This window comes from Mucilaginibacter sp. P2_A4, from assembly GCF_056405015.1.
Genome location: NZ_JBFUCX010000009.1, coordinates 73,667 through 98,403 on the forward strand (window position 1 = coordinate 73,667; position 24,737 = coordinate 98,403).

At 40.1% G+C, this 24,737-nt stretch carries 27 protein-coding genes and 2 tRNA genes; 15 read left to right on the plus strand and 14 right to left on the minus strand.

All coding sequences use genetic code 11. The features are described 5' to 3' along the window. Positions 1 to 142 precede the first annotated feature (142 nt). The 6 genes from AC1DYB_RS17065 to AC1DYB_RS17090 all read right to left on the minus strand — a co-directional run bounded on the left by AC1DYB_RS17065 (position 143) and on the right by AC1DYB_RS17090 (position 3,817). Positions 143 to 982 carry an SDR family NAD(P)-dependent oxidoreductase gene (locus tag AC1DYB_RS17065; RefSeq protein WP_477436720.1) on the minus strand — a complete coding sequence of 280 codons (840 nt, stop codon included), beginning with the start codon at positions 980 to 982 and terminating at the stop codon, positions 143 to 145. Positions 983 to 1,078: 96 nt separating this feature from the next. Further along, positions 1,079 to 1,828 (minus strand): MBL fold metallo-hydrolase, encoded by a 750-nt coding sequence (locus tag AC1DYB_RS17070; RefSeq protein WP_477436722.1) that lies wholly within the window; start codon positions 1,826 to 1,828, stop codon positions 1,079 to 1,081. A gap of 29 nt (positions 1,829 to 1,857) precedes the next feature. Then, entirely contained in the window at positions 1,858 to 2,310 is a 453-nt protein-coding gene (locus AC1DYB_RS17075; protein ID WP_477436724.1) for a nuclear transport factor 2 family protein, read from the minus strand. Between the two features lies 1 nt (position 2,311). Next, positions 2,312 to 3,046: an SDR family NAD(P)-dependent oxidoreductase gene (locus AC1DYB_RS17080; RefSeq protein ID WP_477436726.1), complete on the minus strand. Its 735-nt coding sequence runs from the start codon at positions 3,044 to 3,046 to the stop codon at positions 2,312 to 2,314. 4 nt (positions 3,047 to 3,050) lie between these two features. Continuing rightward, positions 3,051 to 3,269, minus strand: coding sequence for a tautomerase family protein (locus tag AC1DYB_RS17085; protein WP_477436728.1), 219 nt, complete (start codon positions 3,267 to 3,269; stop codon positions 3,051 to 3,053). Between the two features lie 29 nt (positions 3,270 to 3,298). Continuing rightward, the gene (locus AC1DYB_RS17090; protein WP_477436730.1) at positions 3,299 to 3,817 is read right to left on the minus strand and encodes a YceI family protein; all 519 of its coding nucleotides are present in this window, start codon (positions 3,815 to 3,817) and stop codon (positions 3,299 to 3,301) included. 340 nt (positions 3,818 to 4,157) lie between these two features. Between AC1DYB_RS17090 and AC1DYB_RS17095 the strand changes: the two genes are divergently transcribed. Further along, positions 4,158 to 5,009, plus strand: a complete 852-nt coding sequence (locus AC1DYB_RS17095; protein ID WP_477436732.1) for an NAD(P)-dependent oxidoreductase — start codon at positions 4,158 to 4,160, stop codon at positions 5,007 to 5,009. Positions 5,010 to 5,190: 181 nt separating this feature from the next. On the opposite strand, the gene AC1DYB_RS17100 is transcribed toward AC1DYB_RS17095, so the two are convergent. Next, complete coding sequence (locus tag AC1DYB_RS17100) at positions 5,191 to 5,640, minus strand: hypothetical protein (RefSeq protein ID WP_477392999.1); 450 nt, start codon at positions 5,638 to 5,640, stop codon at positions 5,191 to 5,193. A 461-nt stretch (positions 5,641 to 6,101) separates the two neighbouring features. Here AC1DYB_RS17100 and AC1DYB_RS17105 point away from each other — a divergent pair, with 461 nt between their 5' ends. From AC1DYB_RS17105 to AC1DYB_RS17125, 5 genes are all read left to right on the plus strand, one after another. After that, on the plus strand, positions 6,102 to 6,491 hold the full coding sequence (locus AC1DYB_RS17105; RefSeq protein WP_477436734.1) for a hypothetical protein: 390 nt from the start codon (positions 6,102 to 6,104) through the stop codon (positions 6,489 to 6,491). 205 nt (positions 6,492 to 6,696) lie between these two features. Continuing rightward, complete coding sequence (locus AC1DYB_RS17110; RefSeq protein ID WP_477436736.1) at positions 6,697 to 7,095, plus strand: TolB-like translocation protein; 399 nt, start codon at positions 6,697 to 6,699, stop codon at positions 7,093 to 7,095. A gap of 385 nt (positions 7,096 to 7,480) precedes the next feature. Next, a complete protein-coding gene (locus AC1DYB_RS17115; RefSeq protein WP_477436738.1) occupies positions 7,481 to 8,044 on the plus strand; it encodes a hypothetical protein in 564 nt (187 codons plus the stop codon). A gap of 154 nt (positions 8,045 to 8,198) precedes the next feature. Further along, the gene (locus tag AC1DYB_RS17120) at positions 8,199 to 8,441 is read left to right on the plus strand and encodes a DUF7677 family protein (RefSeq protein ID WP_477436982.1); all 243 of its coding nucleotides are present in this window, start codon (positions 8,199 to 8,201) and stop codon (positions 8,439 to 8,441) included. 839 nt (positions 8,442 to 9,280) lie between these two features. Next, positions 9,281 to 9,354, plus strand: a tRNA-Pro gene (locus AC1DYB_RS17125). Positions 9,355 to 9,620: 266 nt separating this feature from the next. On the opposite strand, the gene AC1DYB_RS17130 is transcribed toward AC1DYB_RS17125, so the two are convergent. Then, complete coding sequence (locus AC1DYB_RS17130; protein WP_477436740.1) at positions 9,621 to 10,493, minus strand: ice-binding family protein; 873 nt, start codon at positions 10,491 to 10,493, stop codon at positions 9,621 to 9,623. 673 nt (positions 10,494 to 11,166) lie between these two features. Between AC1DYB_RS17130 and AC1DYB_RS17135 the strand changes: the two genes are divergently transcribed. Further along, positions 11,167 to 11,574: an acyl-CoA thioesterase gene (locus AC1DYB_RS17135; protein WP_477436742.1), complete on the plus strand. Its 408-nt coding sequence runs from the start codon at positions 11,167 to 11,169 to the stop codon at positions 11,572 to 11,574. Between the two features lie 100 nt (positions 11,575 to 11,674). On the opposite strand, the gene AC1DYB_RS17140 is transcribed toward AC1DYB_RS17135, so the two are convergent. The 3 genes from AC1DYB_RS17140 to AC1DYB_RS17150 form a co-directional block, all read right to left on the minus strand. Further along, positions 11,675 to 12,793: a hypothetical protein gene (locus tag AC1DYB_RS17140; protein WP_477436744.1), complete on the minus strand. Its 1,119-nt coding sequence runs from the start codon at positions 12,791 to 12,793 to the stop codon at positions 11,675 to 11,677. Then, positions 12,793 to 13,428, minus strand: a complete 636-nt coding sequence (locus tag AC1DYB_RS17145) for an ABC transporter ATP-binding protein (protein WP_477436746.1) — start codon at positions 13,426 to 13,428, stop codon at positions 12,793 to 12,795. The genes AC1DYB_RS17140 and AC1DYB_RS17145 overlap by 1 nt, the downstream gene beginning before the upstream one ends. Positions 13,429 to 13,543: 115 nt before the next feature. Continuing rightward, complete coding sequence (locus tag AC1DYB_RS17150) at positions 13,544 to 14,521, minus strand: D-alanine--D-alanine ligase (protein WP_477436748.1); 978 nt, start codon at positions 14,519 to 14,521, stop codon at positions 13,544 to 13,546. A 229-nt stretch (positions 14,522 to 14,750) separates the two neighbouring features. On the opposite strand from AC1DYB_RS17150, the gene AC1DYB_RS17155 reads away from it, so the two are divergent. The 7 genes from AC1DYB_RS17155 (at position 14,751) to AC1DYB_RS17185 (ending at position 19,786) form a co-directional block, all read left to right on the plus strand. Then, positions 14,751 to 15,542, plus strand: a complete 792-nt coding sequence (locus tag AC1DYB_RS17155) for a PASTA domain-containing protein (protein WP_477393011.1) — start codon at positions 14,751 to 14,753, stop codon at positions 15,540 to 15,542. After that, the gene (locus tag AC1DYB_RS17160; protein ID WP_477436750.1) at positions 15,523 to 15,828 is read left to right on the plus strand and encodes a rhodanese-like domain-containing protein; all 306 of its coding nucleotides are present in this window, start codon (positions 15,523 to 15,525) and stop codon (positions 15,826 to 15,828) included. The genes AC1DYB_RS17155 and AC1DYB_RS17160 overlap by 20 nt, the downstream gene beginning before the upstream one ends. A gap of 22 nt (positions 15,829 to 15,850) precedes the next feature. Beyond that, positions 15,851 to 16,903, plus strand: coding sequence for an endolytic transglycosylase MltG (gene mltG, locus AC1DYB_RS17165; RefSeq protein WP_477436752.1), 1,053 nt, complete (start codon positions 15,851 to 15,853; stop codon positions 16,901 to 16,903). Then, positions 16,903 to 17,310, plus strand: coding sequence for an acyl-CoA thioesterase (locus tag AC1DYB_RS17170; RefSeq protein WP_477393017.1), 408 nt, complete (start codon positions 16,903 to 16,905; stop codon positions 17,308 to 17,310). The genes mltG and AC1DYB_RS17170 overlap by 1 nt, the downstream gene beginning before the upstream one ends. A gap of 10 nt (positions 17,311 to 17,320) precedes the next feature. After that, the gene (locus tag AC1DYB_RS17175; protein WP_477436754.1) at positions 17,321 to 18,301 is read left to right on the plus strand and encodes a YihY/virulence factor BrkB family protein; all 981 of its coding nucleotides are present in this window, start codon (positions 17,321 to 17,323) and stop codon (positions 18,299 to 18,301) included. A gap of 99 nt (positions 18,302 to 18,400) precedes the next feature. Continuing rightward, a tRNA-Ser gene (locus AC1DYB_RS17180) sits at positions 18,401 to 18,487 on the plus strand. Positions 18,488 to 19,405: 918 nt separating this feature from the next. After that, complete coding sequence (locus tag AC1DYB_RS17185) at positions 19,406 to 19,786, plus strand: YybH family protein (protein ID WP_477436983.1); 381 nt, start codon at positions 19,406 to 19,408, stop codon at positions 19,784 to 19,786. Positions 19,787 to 19,820: 34 nt separating this feature from the next. Here AC1DYB_RS17185 and AC1DYB_RS17190 read toward each other — a convergent pair whose 3' ends face one another. The 3 genes from AC1DYB_RS17190 to AC1DYB_RS17200 all read right to left on the minus strand — a co-directional run bounded on the left by AC1DYB_RS17190 (position 19,821) and on the right by AC1DYB_RS17200 (position 23,532). After that, the gene (locus AC1DYB_RS17190; protein WP_477436756.1) at positions 19,821 to 21,977 is read right to left on the minus strand and encodes a xanthine dehydrogenase family protein molybdopterin-binding subunit; all 2,157 of its coding nucleotides are present in this window, start codon (positions 21,975 to 21,977) and stop codon (positions 19,821 to 19,823) included. 17 nt (positions 21,978 to 21,994) lie between these two features. Further along, positions 21,995 to 22,702, minus strand: a complete 708-nt coding sequence (locus AC1DYB_RS17195; protein WP_477436758.1) for a carboxymuconolactone decarboxylase family protein — start codon at positions 22,700 to 22,702, stop codon at positions 21,995 to 21,997. Between the two features lie 86 nt (positions 22,703 to 22,788). Further along, a complete protein-coding gene (locus AC1DYB_RS17200) occupies positions 22,789 to 23,532 on the minus strand; it encodes an SDR family oxidoreductase (protein ID WP_477436760.1) in 744 nt (247 codons plus the stop codon). Between the two features lie 173 nt (positions 23,533 to 23,705). Here AC1DYB_RS17200 and AC1DYB_RS17205 point away from each other — a divergent pair, with 173 nt between their 5' ends. Beyond that, the gene (locus AC1DYB_RS17205; protein WP_477436762.1) at positions 23,706 to 24,602 is read left to right on the plus strand and encodes a helix-turn-helix domain-containing protein; all 897 of its coding nucleotides are present in this window, start codon (positions 23,706 to 23,708) and stop codon (positions 24,600 to 24,602) included. The last annotated feature ends 135 nt before the right edge of the window (positions 24,603 to 24,737 follow it).

Below are 24,737 nucleotides of genomic sequence, written 5' to 3' on the forward strand. Positions count from 1 at the left end.
AAGCGGTGTGAAAATCCCTAAGCCATTTAGCCTCTTATTTTTAGATTATCGACTTATTTGACGCTCTTTTTCTATGAGTTGATCGATTTTCTGCTGAATGAATTTGGTGTATAATATTCCTTTTTAAAATCAGTATCAGTCCTTATTTAAAATCGGCCCCTTTGGTTGTTGATTTCCATTGTTCCAATTCTGCAGACATAGCTGCCAGTTTTTCCGAAGCCCTGTTATAAGCATCATTCCCAAGAAACAGGTGCATTGGCGGTTCAGAACTTCCAGCCAATTCCATGAATATTTCCGCTGCGCGGTCCGGGTTACCTGCTTGCTGCCCGTTCATGGAAAGGTAACGGTCCTGCGTGTTCCTGACAGCTTCATAACCTTCAATTTTGGTAGTGGTGAACGCAAGTGAATCTTTAGTTAAAAATCCTGTACGGAAACCTGATGGCTCTACTATAGTAACTTTAATTCCAAATTCTTTAACATCCAATGCAATGACTTCAGAAAAGGCGGCCACCGCAGCTTTGGTAGCCGAGTAAACAGACCAACCAGGAGCACCAACAAAACCTGCCACCGAACCGATATTTATAATATAACCCGACCGCTGACTGCGCATTACCGGCAAAACACTCTTTACCACATTTATTGTAGCAAGTACATTAATATTAAAAATGTTCCTGACATCCTCTTCGGCTATTTCTTCTAATGTTCCGGCCATTCCGTAGCCAGCGTTGTTAACCACCACGTCAATCCGGCCAAATGCTGCCAGTGTTTGCTGTATGGATTCATCAATGCAATCCACGTTATTCAAATCGACGGCCAGCGGAAGAAAACGATCCTTGTCTATCAATCCAACCTCCTGGCTCAATGCATGTGCATCACGGGAAGTTGCGGCAACCCGATAGCCGTTATCAAGCAGTTTTTTTACTAGGGTCAATCCCAATCCCTGAGAAGTCCCGGTTACATACCATACTTTTGAAGTATTCATCACGTTACATTTTAATGTTTCTATTCGAGTTATTTTAAGGCATGATCTATTCCGTCCGGGTATTTCACAGCTTAAAATTTTTTATCGGATAAAGGTTTACAGTTCAGTTTTTATACCTGTTTTAAGAATCTTTAAGCGGTCGGCAATTCCAAGAACCTGGAAGGATTGCCGCAACGTTTCTCCGGTTTCTGTATAATGCGACCAGCCTTCAAAATGTACCGGAATAATGGTTGCCGGGGCAAAAGCAAAAGCGGTATCGATAGCATCATTCGCTCCCATAGTTACATTAAATGGTCCCCGTGGCTTAGCGGCACCCGCAAAAATGAATACATATTTAGGCTTGAACCGTTCAGCTACTTCTTTTATCCCCTCATAAAAAACAGTGTCACCGGTAATGTAGATCTGCATTTCATTAGTCGATATAATAAAGCCCGTTACATCACCCGTAAGATGCTCACTTCCAGCCGGGCCATGGCGGGCAGGTGTTGATGTAATTGTGACCTCATCATTTAAAACAATGCTTTCCCATGGTGATAAACCTACAGCGTTCCCCTGCAATCTCTCCGCTCCTATCCTTGTGGTTACCGTTTTAGGAACTGACTTTAAAAATTCCCTGCCGGCATGATCCAGGTTATCGCCATGCTGGTCATGGCTTAACAACACGACATCTATTTTACCGATATCAGTGAGAGCCGGCCCTTCGGTTTTCCAGTAGGCAGGTTTGTCATTAATCATAAACGATTCACCCGCCGGGTCAAGCGTCGGATCTGTCATCAGCCTTAACCCACCAATCTCCAGAATGATGTTGGGGCCTCCGAGATAAATAACGTTGATTGCATTTTTCATGATTGTAAGCTTTTCGAGGTCAAAGTATACTACTCGGCAACATCAGTGATCATTTTGTTGACAATCATCCACTGGTTATCGATTTTATGAAACGACAGGAACTCATCATAATTAAAGTCGTACATTTTCACATGTACTTTGGCAACGGCTATCGAGTTTACCACATCAACAGAGATAATTGTTCCTTTAAAAGGCTTACCAGAATCTTTGGGGCTTTGACGGTTCTTTACTCCATCAAGGTACTGATCGAGGGTTTTAGCATAAGGCTGTCCCTTCACATCCCCGAACAATAAGGTACCGGGGTTTAAAATATTTCCCAGGGTGTTTATATCGCCTTCATAGATACCTTTGAAGTAATAATTTTCGAGTGCCTGAGTGATTGCTAATGAATCTTGCTGAGTATTTTCCATTTTGTTTGAATTTTGTGCTTTTAATACCATTAATGTACAGGACAAAAAAGCGGTCAGTAAAAGCGTTTTCATATTAATTCAGATTGTGCCCCGCTCCCAAACCTCCATCAACGTTGATGATCGCTCCGCTAACAAAGTTGCTCTTGGCAACGGTATAAACCATTTGCGCGATATCTTCTACTTCGCCCACGCGGTTCAACAAATGTAAGCCTGCACTTTGATCAACACTATCGCCGTGCATTGGGGTGCGAATGGTGCCTGGCGCAATAGTATTCACCCTGATGTTATCTTTACCAAATTCGGCTGCCAGCTGTATGGTAAGCGCATGTATTGCTGCCTTTGATGCCATTTGTGCCGTAATGGGGACTCCCGCTATGCCGTGGTTTACCAACGGAGCACCAATATTGATCACTACACCATTATGCTGCTTAAGCATTTGAGGAATAACAGCCTGCGTGGTAAAGAAAGTACCCTTCAGGTTTGTATCCAAAAACCGGTCAAGGTAAGCTTCATCTACCTCAAGGAATGGTTTGGTTTCAAAAATACCGGCGTTATTCACCAGTACATCGGCTGAGCCAAATTTTGCAATGGCTGTAGCTACCAGGTTTTCACCGGTCCTTTTATCACTTACATCGCCGGCTACCATGGCCAAATTTGCACCTGCGCCCAGTTCCTGGTAAACCTGCTCCAGTTTTTCAGCAGTTGATGAATTGATCACCACATTATCGCCGTTTTCTAAAAAGTGACGGGCTATTTCTTTACCGATGCCTGATGAGGCACCGGTAACAATTATTGTTTGTGTTTTCATTATATTATTTTCTATCGGCAGTAATGCCTTTTTCTCTCAATACAGATACCTGTTCTCCGGCGTAACCCCAGTCGTCCAGATCAATTTCCTGGATTACCACGTGAGTCAGATGAGGGTCTTTATTCAATACGTCAGTCATCAGACTGGTTACACCTTTAATCAGGGCTTGCTTTTGTTCTCTTGTAACGCCTTCGCGGGTTACTTCAATTTTAACGTATGGCATGGTTTTAATTTTTATGCTAAAGCGGCCTATCAGGCTGCTTTAGCGGTTACACTTACATTGAGTTCAAAATCATTATAGATCAGCGTATCGCCCAAATCTTTAAAGAAATTACCTGAACGGAATTTCATTTCATATTTTGTGCGATCAATTACCAGTTTACCACTTGCGGTTAAATCATCACCGTTTGTATTGATCACCACATCAAAACCAACGGGATGCGTAATGCCTTTGATGGTCAGATCACCTTCAACATGATTTCCTGACACTGAGGTAATTGCCAAAATTGCTTCCGGGTATTTTTCAATAGAGAAGAAATCATCAGAGGCGAGGTGACCGAAGAATTGTGCGTTGGTTGCAGGGTCGGTTACATCCAGTATTTTAATGGAAGTGGTATCGATAACGAATTTACCGCCGGTAAGTTTACCGTCATTCAGAATCAATTCACCTTCTTTAACAGCAATGGTACCATTGTGTGCGCCGGTTACCTTTTTGCCTACCCAGTCAATATTGCTTTGGGTTTTTACGATTTCAAATTTTTGAGTTTCCATTTTCTTTGTGTTATTAATTACACCACAAAGTACGGCAGGATATTCCAGGTGGCTACGTGACCTATATCACATTTGAAGAGCGGCAAAATGTATGTGATGTAGATCACATAGCAGGCATAGTATGTAGCTGGCTACGCGTTATATCTTGAAATAACCTAATTATTATGATGCAATTTAGTTATATATTATAAAGTTTATATAATGAATTGTAATCAGAAATATACCGGGTAGGCATAACAAACTGTATGATGAGTAAGATTGATTGCCGTATTGCTATTGGTGCAGAACGTTTCCAATTAGCATTTAAGTCCCTACCTTTATTCTATCTAAAAACAAGCATATGAAAGCATTTCTTGGAATGGGTCTTTTAGGCTCAAATTTTGTAAAAGCAATGATCAAAAAAGGCGACGAGGTTCAGGTTTGGAACCGGACGAAGGAGAAAGCAAAGGCATTGGAAGCTGATGGAGCCAAAGCATTTGACAACGTTGCCGAGGCCGTAAAAGGCGTAGCCACTATTCATCTTACTTTAAAGGATGACAACACGGTAGATGAAGTATTATCCTTAGCCAGCGAGGGGTTTGAACCAGGCGTTATTATTATAGATCATACAACCACCTCAGCAAAGGGTGCCGTAGACAGAACAGCTGCCTGGAAAGCCAAAGGATTTACTTATCTACATGCTCCCGTATTTATGGGTCCACAAAATGCATTGGAAAGTACAGGTAACATGCTTGTTTCCGGAGATCAGGAAGTTATCCGCAAAGTAGAACCAGAACTATCCAAAATGACCGGTAAGCTGATCAATTTCGGAACAACGGAAGGCAAAGCGGCGGGTATGAAACTAACGGGAAACCTGTTCCTGCTGACCATGACCGCCGGTATCGCTGATACGCTGACATTTGCCAAAGCACTGGGCATCCCGGCCGGAGATGTATCTGCCTTATTTGACTCCTGGAACCCCGCAGCGGCAATGCCCTCAAGACTTAAAAGAATAACAACCGGAAATTTCACTCAACCCTCGTGGGAACTGAATATGGCGAGAAAAGACGCTGGCCTAATGCTGGCCGCAGCCGCAGAGCAAAATGCAAAACTAAGTCTGATACCAGCAATAGCCGACCTCATGGATCAATGGATTGATAAGGGACACGGTAATGATGATTGGAGTGTAATTGCTAAAGATGCAGTTTCCTAATTCCTTTGCAACAGTTTACAACAAAGCCGCTTCAAAATCAATTGAGGCGGCTTTGTTCATCATTGACAAATTAACACTTACGTTCATATAGGAAGCATCATTTTCAAAATGTGCATTATAAAAATCAAACTTCTTTTCGGGAAAATCGTGCGCTATCCGTGGGCGGCTCGCAGTATTTAGGTTATTTGAATAGCAACTCCTGGGTTAATTTACCACCCTGCGTTACCCTAAGATCATTTCTCAACATAGCTTTAGCATGTAAGCCGTCATCGTCGGCATTAAGAACTTTTCTGCTCAGCGCCTCCATTTTTTCTCTAAAACCATCAAGCATTGCATAATTTTTAAGCTCATACAGCAACATCAGGTCCCAGTCATTTTCTGAAGAAGGCAGTGCAGAAAAAACTTTGTAATCCAGGATAAGTCCGGCTTCCTTTGCTGCCCGCATTTGTTTTACCCATCCCTCACTGAGGTTTTTCAAATAAAGATTGTTCATGCCTGGTTTGGTATGTACAAATTGTACTTGCCAAAGCGGACCGTCTGTATAAGGCTTGTCAGTCTGGGCAAAAGAAACACCTGTGCTTACCAACAGTAAAACGATACTGATGATAAAATTTAAGATAGTTTTTTTCATGGTTTTACAATTTAGATTTAATGGCCTTTTATTGATCTAACCTACTGATTTAAAACAAAATAAAAAAGAAATAAGATATGATCCTCGTCACGATTTAGAGTAGAAAATTTCTTTGCAGCCGCGTTTCGTGCTATCCCTACAAAGATACTCTCCGCTATTCGCAGGCGGCTCGCCGAACTGAATTAGTTAATTAAATACCCTTCTTTAGAGTATTTGCAAATATCATTATCAGATTTACTGCTAATATTGTAGCCAAAGTTCTATTTTGAGCTACCAAATACAAAAGACGGTACCTGCTTTGTATCTTTGAATTCGTTGACCTAATCACTATGCATCATTTCCATACCGTATATAGTACTTTAGATAATCCACCCAGCACATGGTCTTTGACTATCGGTTACATATTTCTACTGCTATTTGTCTGTTTTTGTATTGCAATGTATTTTGGAATAGGGCGAAAGTTGAAGATTACACTTAACGGTGGAATTAAGGTTAATCCTTTCCTAGCTGTAATACCACCAGTTGTAATCTTTTCTGTTATCTTCTTGAACATAGAGAAACTTGATATCAACGTTTATAAGCACGATAAAGCTTTACTAAACAGCAATAGTAAGGAACTTAAGATTCTGGAAGGAACTGTTGAAAATTACTATCCTGAGCCTAAGGAGGGACATGGCGAAGAATTTACAGTACAAGATACTTTATTTCATTACTCCCATTTTGAAGAAGGAAGGTCAGGCTATCATCAGACGTTTTTGTATGGTGGAGTTATACGACAAAACCTATATGTTAGGATTACCTATTATTATGATGGCGATCGCAACGCTATCTTAAAGCTCGAAACCGAGTAGTAATCTTAAGGATAAGACTACTGCATGATTTAAAGGATACTGAAATCAAACCTAAGTTTGATAAACCTTTTGAACCTGGTGGGGCATCACAGCCAATAAGTGGTGTACAGGGTAGTTTATTTTAAACCTATTTAGGTTTTGATTGCTTTTTTATTATTTAATACATATAATGTACTCTATATATAATCATAAACACTTATCACGAATGAAAAAAATTCTACTCAGCACCATTGTGCTTACTGCCTTTTCACTTTCTATTATCTTGTTTCAATTTAGTTGCAAAAAAGACGCAGTTGCAGATACTACAACCACAGGAGTCAACCAACAGAACAAGTTGGTGTTTATTAAAGTTGATCTCGCTACTGGACGACGGTCTATTTGGGTCTCGAATTACGATGGTAGTAATCCTCAGAATTTAAATGTTGTTTTGCCAGGCGCCGCTGCCATTGACCATAACCTTACTGTTTCCCCAGATCACAAAGTACTATTTTTCAGTGTCTATTACCCTACACCCTCGATAGAAGATGATATTTACAGCTGTTCAATGGATGGCACTAACCTTAAAAAAGTAATCTCTGGAAGTTACGCAGCGGTTCCTTATTAACGTCATAGAATCTTCGTTTATCAACACAGCAGTGCTGAAAATACAACGCTTGGCTGAATTAGCCAGGCGTTTGCTTTGTTAATACTAAGTTCAGCTAACTCATTAAAAGGTCACCAAGATAAGTCTATGCCAAATAACTATAAAAGCAATTGCTGCAGTTACCTTTTAAAGAAGAAGGCAGCACCCTATTTATACTAGAATTACACTCAATTGATAAATCAACTCCCTCGTAATTAGTTCAGTTACCTTTTAAGGAGTCAGTGTAACTGCTAATACAACCTCTATTTCAACTCCAATTCAGGAATTAACAGCCCCTTATAAGGAGTAAAATCTTGATATATTTGAATTAGTATATCATCAAGCTAAAGCACACATTCTTTTACAAATGCTATCCTACACCGTACAACGATACCGAATTGATATATCTGATGCTACGAGCAACTATGAGGATAACCTAAATGACCTAGAGCATTTGTACCTAAGTCCAAAGAATATTGAACCGACATCTGTACAATCAGTTCGTTTGTATGAAAAAGAAGAACTCTTAAAGCAAGTCTTTTTAGGAGCAAAAGGTGGAAGAACAGCAGTGTGGAAAGATACCGCGTTGGTTAATGGTGACCAATTAGTTTCATGTTGTTCAGATAGTGTCTTTTGCTTATCGATTCCAGGATTAGAATTATTGTGGAAGTGCCAAGCAGACCCAGCAACTTGTTTTGCTATTCACGGGTATCAACAAGATTACATCGTACACGGAGAACTCGAAATTACAAGATTGGACAGCAAGGGTAACATAGTATGGCAATACGGCGGTGCAGATATATTCGTAACTTTGACGGGTGAAAGCAGCATCATATTAAATGAAGATCACATTGCAGCTACCGACTTTGAATATAGTAAGTACAAGATTGATTATGACGGCCATACCCTTTCTTATGAGAAGCTTAAATAGTTGCTAATTCAGGAATTATCTTACTGCTATAAAACTTTAAACCCTGATATATTTGACCCAACAATTGGATAATGAGCAAAAGAAATCATTTGAGCGACGACTTCGTAAGGAGTTTAAGGCACTTTGTGTTTTATTATTTTAATGGAACCTTAAACTGGGTGACCGAGGAAAAAACATACTTAAAGATATTGACTACAGAAGTATTCTTATTAACGAAGCAAGCCTGGTTGAGCAAGCCTTTGCAATCTACGGTAATATAATAGAGTTAGATGATCAGGGGAAGGTGCTCAATGACGCTTATGCAACAACAAGGGCTGTTAAATGGATTAGATTTGTCTGTGACACTGGATATGTGGTGGAGCCACCTTTTGAAGGATGGGAAGTTGAGTTGCATTAGAGCAAGGGCAGATTTTGATTGAGTAGTGAAAAGGAACTACTATAAAGTTATGCTACTAGGCGATGCAGGACTTCAAGTATAAGAGTTCGTTTAATAACACTTCCGACTATGTTTATTAAAAGGTCACTTAGGTTAATAACTTCCAAAGTTATTTAGTAACGCATTGAAAGGCTAACTTTTTAAGGAATAAGGTTGAAAGCTACCTTACCTCTATTTCAAAACACATTAATCCAACATCTACCCTACCCCTATAAAGCATAAATTCTATGTTTCTGTGGATTGATAACTGACTATACATATGGCTAATCCAAGGTATTATTATCCCCTATAAACAGTAAAGATTCCAGTTCTCTGAATTGTGTTTACCAATTTGCGCATCGCAATTCGAAAGTTTGGTAACCCCTATAATGATTGAAGTGAAGTGACTTTTGGATTAGTCTATTGAGACTACTATACTTTCATTCATTTAAGAGGTTACAAGGACGGTGAGAGTGAGGGATGAATTATTGAACAAAGTTAGGGCTGGTGCTTCTGAAGCGTGCAAAAGATTGCCGAGTATAAACGCTCAATGCCATCACACATGCTATTTATATCGTTTCCTTTTGCACTTGATCGCACCAAACCTGTAGGGGCATCATAATTCATTCAATCACTTAATCAAAATCATTATGGAACCCTTTACAATTTCAGACGCATGATTATATTTGCATCGATGTGTGCTACTTTGTGTACTACCACATCAAATAGATCATTAACAACTTAAAGTTTAACCAGGCAATTAATTTGCAATACCTGCTTAGTTTACTGGAAACGATGTTTTTGAGATAGAAATAACAGTTCGGGATGTAGCGTAGCCCGGTATCGCGCCAGCATGGGGTGCTGGAGGTCGTGGGTTCGAATCCCGCCATCCCGACTTGAAAAAGGCTTTATGGATTAAACTCATTAAGCCTTTTTTATAAGGCCCACATTTTTAGTTCGTTCTCTTAAGATTGTAATTATCAAGGTAAAAAAGCCGCAAGCCTAGTTTATACCTGGCGGCTAAAATAAAAACAGGCTGTATCATATTCATGACCAGCCTGTTTTTAATAATAGCTATATCCTTGACCAATGTACTATTTGTAAAACATTAAAGGTCTGCGATTTAGAATAATGCAACAATTTGTAAATTCAAATTATTCATTAAGGTTTAACCGTATTTGCAATCAGGGTTACCGCTGTTTGTGCAAATAGTTTACCTGTAACTTTAGCCCCTGTGTTTAAAGAAATTAGTGTTTTGCTAATGATAATTCCTTTAAAATTTGCGTATGTTCCAAGGGTAGCTTGTCCAGAAACTACCCAAAAAATATTCTTAGCCTGGGCGCCGCCTTTCAAAGTAATGATTGCGCTATTTCTTACAACCAGGTTTTGTGCAATTTGAAAAACCCATACATCGTTTGGCCCACCACTTAAAGTAACACCGGCATTTGTTACTAAAACTCCGGTACTCCATTTATATAAACCCGCAGGTAAAGTTCTGCCACTGATATCACCTGCATACTTATTAACCAAAGGTGAAGGAGTGGTAATTCCATTTGCAGTGGTAAATGCCGTTTTCATGTCGCTTACTGCGGTGGTCATTTTAGATGGAGTAGGAACTGCATAATTGGGTCCGTAAACTTTTCCGATTACAATAGGAGTATGTGAGGATTGATTATTGGTATCCATTATTAATCCAAATCCTGTTATTGCGGTAGAGGCAATAGGACTTGATCCTATATCGCCGGTAATTGAGGTAACGCCAGTAGTACTGATACCTGTTTCTGTTAAAATTGTAAAATTGTTTGCTGTTCTGAGGTTTATTGGTAAAAGCCCTGCAGTACCTGTAACTACTGCTAAATTTGTGGATAATGAAGATTCAGGCGGTGCAGTTGGCGCCACATCGGCACTCTCCTTTTTACATCCTGCTGTAAATACAATTAGCACTAACATTAAAAACCAAACCATGTTGAGCTGTTTAAAATAGCTACTACATTTTTGGGTACTGTTTACGGCGAAATTGTTTTTTCTACTCATGATTTGTTATTTAATACTGGTTTTGATATTATAAAATGTTAAAGATTAAATTTTATAATAAGGATTTCATTTACAACAGAATAGCAAAGCAAGTGCCCGCAATTTTTGGGGTGTTAATTACCGCCAAAAAAAGCAAACTACTTTTTTCTTGATTTTTTTAATCATAACATCCATCAAATGATCTAATTATGAAATTTTTTTAAATAAAAGTTAACCAGTTTAAATAATGAAAATTGGTAGAAATAAAAACTAATAAATTCTATATTTAATTTCATCAATAGTTGTTCTCGTTTATTTTATTTCAAAATACATAATCATTATTTCTTTTAGGTTAAATAACAACAGATAAAACCCAACTTGAATCTAATGACGTCTGTTTGTAAAATATTAAATTTGTTATGATAGATAATGAGGAGGGGGATTTAGCTTTTAAATTGATTATGATCGATATTCACTAAATACTGTAGGTATTGAACTAAAATTGCATTAAATTCAATACGCTATTTAAAATAAGACATTTATGTGTCTTTTTTATATGTTGTTTGATTAAAGTAAAACATAAAGACAGTTTTAAATTAGTTTGATATAATAAATGCATACATTTTTGAATTTCCGCATGATGTTGTAGTTTTAATGCGTTCAGAAGTTTTTACTTTTGAATTTAAACTTACCTATGTATTCTACTTTCGAAACCGAATTCCGCGTACGTCCCGACGATATAGACATGTTTCAGCATGTGCACAACAGCAAATATTTTGATTATGTGCTGGCTGCGCGTTATGACCAGATGGAACGCTGTTATGGCATGGCCATGGAAAAATTTATGGAACGTGGTTTTGGTTGGGTGGTACGCATAGCCCATGTTGATTACAAGCGCGCCCTCACCATGGGCGATTATTTCATTGTAAAAACCGGAATTGAAAGTATAGATGAAAAAGGTTGCCGCGTAAAGTTTAGCATAACCAACAAAGCCACCGGAAAAATATCCTGCGATGGTTATTTTGATTACGTGATGATAGATATGGCTACCGGCCGGGGTACTAAGATCCCGGAGGATGTGATTAAACAGTATACGGTTTAGTTGGCTTTTTATCTGAACCCTGGAATTCCTTGAACTTGTTACATTGCACTAATTTTAAAATTCTGACAATTCATTAATTCAGTTCACGTCCTTATAAACGTTACAACTCAATATCTTTATTCACCATTCCCTGGTAGCTGTAGTAATTAAAATAGAAAAACAAATACCCTACTCCAAGGTTCAGTGGTATCAGTACCCAAAGCAGGTGAAACATGATAATCCAAAACAGCACAATAAATAATCCTAATATCCATTGGAGGTATTTATCCATGTTAAGGCCAAACCAGTATAACATGCTGTGAAATAGCAACGCCGTACTTAAACCGGCGAGTAATAACTCCACCGCCATTAAGGGGCTAAACCGGCTAAACAACCATACAGATTCTGGTAGCAGTAAAAACAAATAAACACCTGCAAAATTCAGGAACAATTGCCAGCGACTATAGGGCAGATTACGTGAAAAGCACAGTCGGGTTTCTTCAAAACGGCGCGTTTCAAATATCAGTACCACATGTGCAGTTATTACAGCGAGTACTGCTATACCCGCTACCCTTATATCACTTTTCACATCGGCAAACAAATAAAACACACCGGTAATAATAAGCCACGATAAAGCCTTAGTCACAAAATACTGAATTTTAAGACTATCAAATACATGATAGATATACAAGCTGAAATATGGCTTACGCCAGCTTCTGCTTAGCTTCAATAGCAGCGATTGGCTACTTCCATCAATCAGGCTATTTACCTGCCTGGTATACAACCGGGCACTACAATAAATCATCCCCGCTATAAACAATAATATACCTAAAGGCATTATATAATGATGATGTGCAACTCCTACCCCCACGGTCAACAGTGCATAAATGATTATTGGAAGTAAAATATAGGCTTGCATGTAAAACCAGCTTTTCAGTTGCTCATTGCTGTTTAAAGCATTGCTGCTATAAAACAGGAACTGTTTTTCAGGCTTGAGTAATTGCACAGAAACGTAATGCCAGCTTTTAAATATATAAATAAGCCACCCACCAAAAACCAGCATCAGCATAACCGGGCTACTGCACATGGCAATCATTAACGATTCATGGTAACTCAGGAGCATGTTGCCAGGCACGCATCCCACCATAATAAAAAAAACAAATAGCAATAAAGGCGCATGCGCCTGGTAAAAACCATTGGCAAATACCTTTAACAATACGTTAGTTAATGGCGGCTTCATTAAGTAATAAATTTTAGGGTTTGTTCCTCAACCAACAGCTCACGTGCTATAGGCAGGGCATCAAGCTCTAATATTTGGTGCGATGATAGCAGAAAACTGGTGCCCTGTTCATGATAACGCTCAGCTATCCACCTATTCAGAATCTTTAATGATGCAGTATCAATGGTAATAAGCGGTTCATCCAGCAAAATCAATTTGGGATTCCCCATAAAAGCCAGCACCAGTGAAAGTTTTTTGAGCATCCCACTGGAGTAGGTACCCACAGGTTGGCCAATATAAGCCTGCATTTGTATGGTTTCTATATAGTGCTGCTCCTGCCCTTTCGGTGCGTCTTTGGCCTGGGCAAACAGTGCTATCATTTCGGTGCCCGTTAAAAACTCCGGGAACACGGGTTCGGCCTCAGCAAAATTTACCAGCTTGCGGTACGCTACCGGGTGCTTTTTTATACTGATACTGTTATCAAGCAAAATATCCCCCTCAAAAGATAAGATACCAGCAATGGATTTTAGTAAGGTGCTTTTACCCGATCCGTTAACACCCTTTATCCAATAGATACCCGGATTAATGGAAAGTTCATCAATTTTCAGAGCGGGAAAACCGCCGTATAGCTTTTTGAATTTTTGGAATTGAAGCATTGATGGTTGGATAAAGAAGTGACCGGCATTGTTACACCTAAAATAAAAAAGACGCACATGATGCGTCTCTAAATTTTTAATAATTATTTGAAAATTGGACAGCCCAATTCCCCAATTATAAAGCTCCCTCAATTAAATCCCCGTAAAACTCACCTAAGTGCATTCTTGCAGCCCTTACCTGCTGCGGAATAAGGCTATTTGCAGATTGACCCGGCGTGGTGTTGATCTCGATAAAGTAAAACTCGTTAGTACCTTCCAATAAAATAAAATCAACCCTTACCATACCCCTGCAATTAAGGCGAATGTATACTTCGGTCACTATTTCGGCTATCAGCTCGTTTTGTTCAGCCGGTAAATCGGCAGGAGTTATTTCCTTGGTAACGCCGGAGGTATATTTTGCCTCGTAATCAAAAAAATCTTTAGTTGTGAGAATCTCGGTAGCCGGCAGAACGGTTATTTTACCATTCAGCCTGGCAATGCCAATACTAAACTCACGGCCTTTAATAAATTCCTCCACCAGGATCTGGTGATCTTCGTGAAAAGCTTTTTTCAATGCATCCGGTAAACCAGCTACATTATAAACCTTGCTCATACCAACACTGCTGCCACCATTATTGGGCTTAATAAATAAAGGAAATTTCAACGTAGCCGCAATAATAGCAACGTCATGCATATCCTTATCAAACAACCGCATAGAATGGGCAGTATGTAAGCCATGGATGCCATTCACAATGGTTTTAGTATATGCCTTATTCATGGTAATCGCCGATGTAGTGGCGTCACAGGTATTATATGGTATACCCAGCATATCTAAATAGCCCTGTATCTTGCCGTCCTCTCCGGGGGTGCCATGAATAGTGATGAAAGCAAAATCGAACTTAACTTTTTCGCCGTTTATGGTAAGACTGAAATCGTTTTTATCAACATCAACAGTTCCATCTGTAAGGTCATGAAACCATCTGTCGCGGTTTACATATATGGTATAAACTTTATATTTTTCAGCATCCAGATTACCAGCTATATTTTTAGCGCTGTTAACAGATACTTCGTACTCGCCGGTAAAACCGCCGGCTAAAAGGGCTATATTCTTCATATTTGGAATTTCGGATGTTCAGATTCGGATTTATCTTTGATTTTCAATTTGTCCCACACCGGGATTCTATTTTTCGATTTCCGAAAATAGAATAATAGAATTGAATATGCTAAACTGAAATTACAAATTCATAATTTCAAAATCCTTAAATCCGAATCTGAACATCCCAAATCCAAAATAATCCTTATGTTTGATACTTATTTGACTGTAATTATCCTTACATATACTGATGAGCAAATTTGGGGCTTACTTAAAAACAAAATCATTCCGTTATAACCTTATAGGCGCTATTATTACCGTAATAGTGATTGTTTTAATAGCATTTTACAGCTTAGGATATTACACCAACCATGGATCTGGCATACCGGTACCAAAGTTGAAAGGTGAAAAGATAGATAGAGCTATGGCCTTATTAAAAGAACAAGGATTCGGCTATAAGATAGATTCTGTTTACGTAGCGGATGCAGACCCTGGCACCATAGTGGAACAGGATCCCGATGCAGGAACAAACGTTAAAGAAGGGCGCGTAATATACCTTACTATGGTTACGTTACAGGCACCTCCTGTTGCACTGCCAGATCTGGAACAAAGTACTTATCGTGAAGCCACTGCTACTCTATCAAACTATGGTTTAAAAATTGGTGATACTACCTACCGTTCAGATATTGCGCGCGACCGGATTCTGGAAGTTCGTTATGGAGGTGCAATTATTAAAGCGGGTTTCAAACTACCTAAGGGCTCAAAGGTTGATCTTGTTTTGGGAGATGGAGAGGGCGCCAGCGAAGTGGAGATCCCTGAATTAATAAACCTTGATCTGGATGCGGCACGTTTTGCAATTAAAGGAGCTGGTTTATCTATAGGTACAATTACCTACCAGGGAACCATAACAGATTCGACCAATGTTGTAGTTTCTGCACAATATCCTATGAAAACCGATTCGTTAAGTAAAACCAGTATAGGTACACGTATTAATATTACGGTTACACAAGGTGCAAAAGCAGATGCAGCCCCAACAAATTAATGCAACAGAACTGCTCGCCCGTATAAATAACGGGGAGGGTTTAAATTTAATAGATGTTCGCGAAGCTATTGAATACCATACCTTTAATATAGGGGGCGCTAATATCCCGCTTTCTGTTCTTGCTGATACCATAAATAACTGGGCTTACAACAAAACAGATGAGTTGATCGTTATGTGCAAAGTTGGTTTGCGAAGCGAAACCGCGCAAACAATTCTACTGCAAAATGGGTATCAAAACGTTAAAAACTTAAGCGGCGGATTGATTGCCATTCAAAAATTAAAATAATTACTATTCATAACAATTTATCATGACTGAACAGAAGTCAAAATCAGGATTATTAAAAAAGTTCACTATAGCACTGGTACTGGTTATCATTGTATTGCTGGCATTTACAGGTGTAAATTATTATTTTAAATACTTTGGTCCCAATGTTACCGGTAAGCAGCAGTATTTGTACATACGTACAGGCGCAACTTATACCGATGTTTTAAAAACTATAAAAGAGCAGGATATGGTTAAAGATACAGCCACATTTAACTGGGCTGCTACAAACATGAACTATATTCATCGCGTTAAGTCGGGTAAATATCGCCTTCACGAGGGAATGAGCAATCGTAAACTCATTAACATGCTGGCATCCGGCACACAGGAAGCAATTCAGCTGGAGTTTCATGGGCTAAGGATGAAGGAACAGTTTGCGGGTTTTGTATCTAAAAAAATAGAAGCAGATTCTACAGCAATCATCAACCTGCTTGATTCTGCGGGTTATGTAGCTAAATATGGTTTTACTACCGATAACGTGTACACCATGTTTATGCCCAACTCCTACCAGCTATATTGGAATACATCGCCCGATAAATTCTTTAAAAAGATGTATGCCAACTACGAAAAATTCTGGACACCTGAGCGTAAACAGAAAGCCGCGGCACTTAATCTTTCCCAACAGGAAGTTTCTGTTTTAGCCTCAATTGTTGATGCCGAAGCTTTACATGATAATGAAATGCCAGCTGTTGCCGGCTTATACCTAAACCGCCTTAAAAAAGGAATGAAACTGGAAGCCGACCCTACCGTGATCTTCGCCCTTAATGATTTTACCATAAAGAGGGTGCTTAACAGATACCTTTCTTATAATTCGCCATATAATACTTACCTGCATACTGGATTGCCTCCTGGCCCAATTATGATGCCTTCTGTCAATGCAGTCAATGCCGTTCTCGATTATCAAAAAAGCGATTATATTTATATGTGTGCCAAAGCCGATTTTTCTGGATATCATGCTTTTGCAACCAATATGGCCGATCATTTGGTGAATGCTCATAAATTTCAGGAAGCACTTAACCAGCGCAACATTAAAAGGTAATGTTTGAGAATACCACCAAAATAAGGGTACGTTACGGCGAAACCGATCAAATGGGCTATATGTACTACGGTAATTATGCCGAATTTTATGAGGTTGGCCGGGTGGAAATGTTGCGCAGCCTGGGCTTAACCTATAGCGGTATGGAGCAATCCGGCATTATGATGCCGGTATTGGAGTTAAAGTGTAAGTATTTAAAACCTGCCTTATATGATGAGGAGATCAGCGTAAAAGTGATCATGGATAAAATGCCTGGAATCCGCATCCATTTCAGGTATGAGTTAAGTAATAATAAAGGTGAACTTATCAATACAGGCGAAACGTTATTGGTATTTATCAATATGAAAACCAATCGCCCCTGCTTGCCCCCACAGGATTTTATAGATAGATTATTGCCTTTTTTTGAGTAAATTTGGTTAGATGAGATGGCTACACCGTTTTTTACTGCGCTTTAAGTTTTATCAGTACATTGTAGAGTGGACCAAATTTATCGTAATTCCAGGTTTCCGCCCACTGCCATTATATACGGTTATTGATTTTTTTATTACGGAGATTTCTAAAAGCTCCCTGATAAATCGCGCATATTCCCTTGCTTATAGTTTTATGATGGCCATTTTTCCGGCAACTATATTTTTGTGCACTTTAATACCCTATATCCCCATAAATCATTTCCAGGGAAACTTACTCAGCATATTGGCATCAATAATGCCTACAGAGGCATATCTGGCCTTTAGGGGCACTATTATAGATATCATTAAGAACCAAAATGGCAAATTGCTTTCTTTTGGTTTTTTGCTGACTATTTATTTTGCTACAAATGGAGTTATCAATTTGATGAAAGCATTTAATAAATCGTCGCTGATTGTGGATAAACGCAGTTGGCTAAAAAGACGTGTAGTTGCCCTTGGCATTACAATAGCCATCTGCATGGCCTTTTTAACCGCCATAGCAATTATGATAGCCGGACAGGCAATTATCAGCTGGATACGATCGCATGTGGATACAGAGAGCCATTTCTGGATCTATCCAATCATGTTGTTCCGCTGGGTCATGATTATCATTATTTATTTTGTAACCATCGCTTGTCTTTACCGTTATGCCCCTGCTCATAAGAAGCGGTGGAAGTTTTTAAATCCCGGATCAGTTTTAGCAACCGGTTTGGCCGTTTTAACTTCATTGGGGTTTTCATATTACATCAACAACTTTTCATCTTACAATAAAGTGTACGGATCATTGGGCACAGTGATAGTTGCAATGCTGTGGATGTATATAAATTCGTTGATTTTGCTCATCGGATTCGAACTAAACGCATCCGTTGACCTCTCAAAACGGAGTTTAAGGGTAATAAAACCGCGATATAACAGCTTTAGACAGAAAAAGGCCGATTCTTTGAAAAATTAAGGCATTGACATTCAAAAACTTAAAGCCATATATTAAGAAAATGAAAAAAAAACGTTATCTCAGCTTGTCAATTCGCTTCGGATTTGTACTTTTGTGCCCGGAGAGCTGGCAGAGTGGTCGATTGCGGCAGTCTTGAAAACTGTTGAACTGTGAAAGGTTCCTGGGGTTCGAATCCCTAGCTCTCCGCTGATATCAATATCAATATCAATATCAATATCAATATCAAAACATCTAAAAGGCCTCAAATCTTTGATTTGAGGCCTTTTTCGTTTCAACTACTTTACCAAAACATTCATATAATCGCATAATCCTATTGAGTTATTCGGAATAAGTGCCGCAGGCTGAGCCGGCGGGGAGGAACGGAGCACCGGCTCAGCCTGCCGTAGTCTTTTGGTTGCTTAGCGAAGTCCTTGTGCCGCGGGCAAGACCTTAGCTGCCTTTTTATCCGTTTCTGGCGAAAACAGCAGCAGGCCGTAATTTATCCACTGTTATTGACGTTCTGAAGCAAATGCAGGAATGCATGCGGGCGCAGCTTCACCCGGCGCGGCGTGGTGAAGTAAGACGAAAAGATGCTTTTGGTTCCCGGCGAAGCCGAGTAATGCGCTGGTTTTGAGCGCGCGAAAATCCGGCGCCCACGAATCTTTCGCTGAACATTAGTCACCGCAGCGGCATCCCCGGTACTGGATACAGCGAAGCGCACAGGGCAGAGCCAACGGAAAAAAAACTGCTTTAAAGCGGGAGCAGAAAATCGAAAAGGATAGCAGTGACGATTACCGTAAAGAGCCTGCGCCTTGCGTAATCCTGACTCTTACCAATAAAAACATTACTATTTACATAAACACTTGGTTATTAGCCGTAAACTATTAATTTTGTTATTATGATGTTATTAACTTGTTTCTCAAAAGATTAAGATAGCATCAATGTTTTGTAACATCTAACATCGCACTGAGGTATGACGGAAATGATTGTACAATCTCAAGGCGCTTATAAAAATCGACTTATCACATAAAAAGCAAAAGATGTCTTACATTTTTCATCATTCTTATCGGCATATCAACAAGTACATTTGCCCAGCAGATTGATACGTTAAAAGAAAACAGTGCTATTCGACGGTTAGTAAAGAGCTACGAAGAAGCGTGGAATCGGCACGATCCGGTTGGTTTGGCAGCTAACTACCGCAATGACGCCACTTGGGTTAACTGGTTTGGGGCGTACTACAAGGGCAGGCAGGATATTGAAGATCATTACCGAAGTACCCATAACACTTACTTCAAACCCAGCCACTACTTTACCCGTGCTATCGAAGACATACAATACCTTTCACTAGATATCGCAGTGGCCCATGTACGTACAGGTTTAACCGACGATGCGCGTTACCCGGGGGAAACTTTTGAGTTCAGGCGAATGATTGTTTTGACAAAAAAAGATGGATTGTGGTTAATACAGGCAGGTCAGAACGCAAAGTTAGAAAAGGGCGTTAAATAATTCAAAATCTACCTTCGTTAATTTCTTCCATCAATCAGCCAATCTTCAAATCAAAAGGCATTTTTCGCAGACGCTTACCCGTTGCCGCAAAAATGGCATTAGCTAATGCAGGCGCAAAGGGAGGAATTCCCGGTTCTCCAACACCCTTTATCCTGCCGCCATCGGCCAGTATATGCACCTCTACAGGTGGAGCTTCATTTATACGCGGCACCGGATTATCGTAAAAATTACTTTGCTCTACAACGCCATTCTTAAAAGTTATGCCGGGTTTAGTGGCAGCAGAAAGTGCCATTATCACAGCACCCTCCACCTGGTTTTTTACGTTGTCGGGGTTTACCACAATACCCAGATCAATTAGGGCGATAACCCTGTCAATTTTAATTGATTTGCTTACAGCGTTGTAGGTCACTTCTACCACATATCCCAGTTGGCAGCCAAAAAATTTCCACTGGGCTACTCCCCTGCCTTTATCCACCGGTAACGGCTTATCCCAGTTTGATAGTTCCTTTAATTTTTGTAACAGCTTATAAGTATCCGAGGAGGGCGCAACCATACTTAAACGAAATTCCATGGGGTCTTTTCCGGCCTTATAGGCCATTTCATCTACAAAGGACTCATGGGGAAAGCAAATCGTTGAACTGACCACTGACCGAAATGCTGCTCCGGGAATATGGGAGTCTGTTTTAACATAAGATGTTTTGAGGTTAGGTATCTCGTAGTCCTGGGCGCCTATACCCTCCACCATGCTCCCATCGAGCCTGGTCTTATTAAAAGTTTTGAATAGGGACTCGTGAAAATTAGGCCCGATCACTTTGTGCCGGAAAGCCAGCAATTTGCCATCTTCACCAAGAGTTCCACTCATTTTGGAAAAGGTCATCATTCGCCATGCACCTTGCTTTGTACAATCTTCCCGCGACCATAACGTTTTAACGGGCCGATCGATCAATTTGGCTACGTTTACGGCTTCTACAATATAATCGTAGTACAGGCGCCTACCGTAACCACCACCAATAAACATATTGTGGTACTTTACATTATCTGGCTTAAAACCGGTAAGTGCAGGTACATCATTGTCGCCAGAGCCTGTTATTAGATTAGGAACCTGGTTGGATGACCATATCTCTACTTTATCTCCGGTGACCTGTGCCACGCAAACCATGGGTTCAAGCGTATGGTGGGCTATTACAGGTGTTTCATAATTCGCATCAATCGTATTTTGCGCGGAGGTTTTAACGGCGTCTATTGCCCCGATATTCTTATCTATCATACCTTCTTCATCGGCGTGTTTCCATAAATATTGATCATAGTCGGCCGAGTTATAAGTTTCAAAACCTTTGGTATCCCATTCAATCTTTAGTTTTTTACGTGCCTGCATCGCCGTCCAGTATGAATTAGCGATAACTGCCACACCAATAAAACTATAGATGCCAACAATTCGCTCTACTTTATCTACTTTGATAACGCCTGACATTTTTAGCGCCTCGCTTGCATCGAAGCTCTTTAATGTTCCGCCGATAACGGGGCATCGCTCCACAGTTGCATAAACCATATCCGGTACCTGAACATCTATACCGAATATCGCAGAGCCATTTGTTTTCATAGGTACATCCGGGCGATGAGCTTGTTTCCCTATAATTTTAAAATCTTTAGGGTCTTTAAGTTTAGGATCTTTAGGCAGTTCTATCTTTGAAGCTTCTTCAAGCAAATCACCATAGGCCGTTGATCTTTGCGTAAGCCGGTGAAATATCTTGCCATTCTCAGCATAACAGTCAGCTTCATTTACTTGCCATTTGGTACTCGCTGCAGTAATAAAAACCGCTTTGGCTGCAGCGCCTACTTTTCTCATTTCGTAGTAGCTGCCACGAACAGAAGTGCTGCCCCCGGCGCGCTGGCCATTCCCAAATTCCTTTTCCCCACCGGTATTTTTTATAATGACCTGATCAAGCGAAACTTCAAATTCTTCAGCGATCAACGCGGGTATGGATTGAAAAGTACCCTGCCCCATTTCGGGCTTAGTGTTAAATAGGGTAATCTGCCCATTAGGTTCGATGAGTATAAAAGGCGTAAAGTTTTTGGCTACAGCTATTGCCGAAACCTTAGTTGTTTCACCTTTTGCCGTAAGGCCAAGCCATAAAGCCACCCCAAAGGTACTTGTGCTCTTTATAAAATGACGTCTTGATATTTCGTTCATCGTTTTATCATTTAGGTTTATTGCCTCCTTGTGGTCACACTTGTCAATACTGCCCTACCGGCATCTGCTTCCGTTTTGCCTATTTTAATTTCCTGTATAGCCAGCATTTCTTTAAGCTGCGGTTCAGTTAAGCCGGTGTGTATGGCGATTGACAAATGCCCGGATAACTGGGAATCGACCCCACCAAGGCTAACCAGCGCAGAAACCGTAGTTAATTCACGTTCCTGATCGGTAAGTACGCCACGTCCAAAAACATCTGCAAAAAGGTGCTCTTTTAGTAAAGTATCAATAGCCGGTAAAAAACCTGCATAACCTCTTTTGGGCTCGATTTCGGGACGTCCGGTGAGCCGTTCTAATATTTTTTTACCAGATGCATATCTGTCGGCAGCGGGTGGCGCAATAAGAGGGGCAGTTCCTTCAGGGTCATTGACGCCTTTCGCTTTCCTTTCGTTCAATACCGCAATAAATGTGTTGATGCCGTTAAGACTGCGCGGGAAACCGCAATAGGCATACAGGTGTATCATTATCTCTTTGATCTCATTCACCGTCATCCCGGCATCCAGTCCATCATTCATGGCATTCTTCAGGCCAGTAAGGTTACCCTTTGCTGTAAGTGCTGAGATAGCAACGATACTTTTCTGTTTGTTATTCAATATTATATTTGTTTGTGCTTTCACCTTATTCAAGCTTATCAATATTAAAAGGAGCAAGATTTTTTTTTTCATAAGTCTGATTTGTTTTATTGATTAGGTTGATGCTATCGTTTAGGGGCGTAAGCTCTCGTGTGAAAATGGCATCCGTTTCGTTCCCCTTAACCTGCTTGGCTGGTTGGTCGGAACAGAATCTCGTTGATATCCACTTCTTCAGGCTGGCTCATAGCAAATACAACACATCTTGCAAATGAATCCGCAGGAATGGCGAAAGCATCATAGAACTGTTTAATGCCTGCTGCTACATCAGGCTCGGTTACACTGGCAGACAACTCCGTTGCAACAGCACCTGGTGAAATGATTGTTGTACGGATATTGTAAGGTTTAACTTCCTGACGCAAGCCTTCGGAAATAACACGAACCGCTGTTTTTGTTGCCGAATAAACAGCACCACCCGGATTTACCTTGTGCCCCGCTACAGATGAAACGTTAATGATCTGTCCTGATTTTTGCGCTTTCATGTAGGGCAACGCAGCAGCAATACCATACAATACGCCTTTTAAATTCACATCGATCATCTGATCCCAGTCATCAATCTTCAATCGTTCCAGTGGAGAATGGGGCATCAGGCCAGCATTATTGATGATCACATCAATGCGTCCGTATTTTTCCACTGTGGTATCAACGAGTTTCTTGACCTGTGCTGCATCTTTAACATCAGTTGCTAAGGCCATAGCCCGGCCGCCCTTATTATTAATTTCATTTGCTAAGGCATCAATGCGGTCGGCCCGGCGTGCACCAAGTACTACGGTCGCGCCTTCGGCAGATAACATTTTGGCAGTAGCTTCACCTAAGCCACTACTTGCACCTGTGATAACAACTACTTTTCCTTCTATATTTTTCATTTAAATAAATTTAACCTTTCTATGTTTTTAACTGATACAAAGTTCCTGATGATTTTTTCCTCATTTGGTATACAGATTACTGAAAAGACTACCAAATTCACCGATTTATAAGATTACAATAGGTAATACTCTAATGATCAGGTAAATTTGATTCATTGTTTTAAAGTTTTTATATGGATGATATGCTGAAATTTGATACTGTTGCTGAGTATAATGCTTTCAACAATCAGGAAACGCTGAACCCGCTTGTTAGTGTAGTCGATCTTTCAAAGGCAGCCCCCAGAGCATCCCGCAGGTTGTGCTATGGTTTTTATACAGTTTTTTTGAAGCAGATCCGGTGCGGTGATCTAAGATACGGACTTAAAAATTATGACTACCAGGAAGGTACGCTTATCTTTTTGGCGCCGGGCCAGGCTATAGGAGAAAACAACCCCGAGATGTTTTATCAGCCGCAGGGGCTTGCCTTGGTATTTCATCCTGATCTGATCCTCGGAACTTCCCTTGGGCGCCACATGAGTGATTATTCCTTTTTCTCATATGATGTGCATGAAGCGCTCCATATATCAGAACAGGAACGACAGATTGTTTTAGATTGCTTCTCAAAAATTTCATTTGAGTTAAAGCATGGCTATGACAAACATACCAAGAAACTGATTGCATCGAACATTGAACTATTTCTTGATTATTGTATTCGTTTTTATGACCGCCAGTTCCTCACCCGCGACATCGTGCACAGAGGAATTATTGAACGTTTTGAAAGCTTACTGAACGAGTATTTTCAATCGGGCAAGGCACAAGACATGGGCCTTCCGAATGTAGCCTATTGCGCAGAAAAATTGGGTTTATCTGCAAACTACTTTGGCGACCTTATTAAAAAAGAAACCGGAAAAACCGCATTGGAATTTATTCAATTAAAGATCATGGACCTGGCCAAGAATAAGATTTTTGATCCCAACAAAACCATCAATGAAATTGCTTTTGAACTGGGATTTAAATACCCTCAGCATTTCAGTCGTTTATTTAAACAACGCGTGGGCTATACACCAAATGAATACCGAACTTTGAATTGATTGCGGTTCATAGCAATCAATTCACTCTTTAACACAAAAGTGCTAAATAATATATTCAACCTGGCGGGGATATTCCAATCATAGGGCCTTTGGGAGTGATGGCTAAAGATCACAGTGAGGCAGAACAAAAACTGC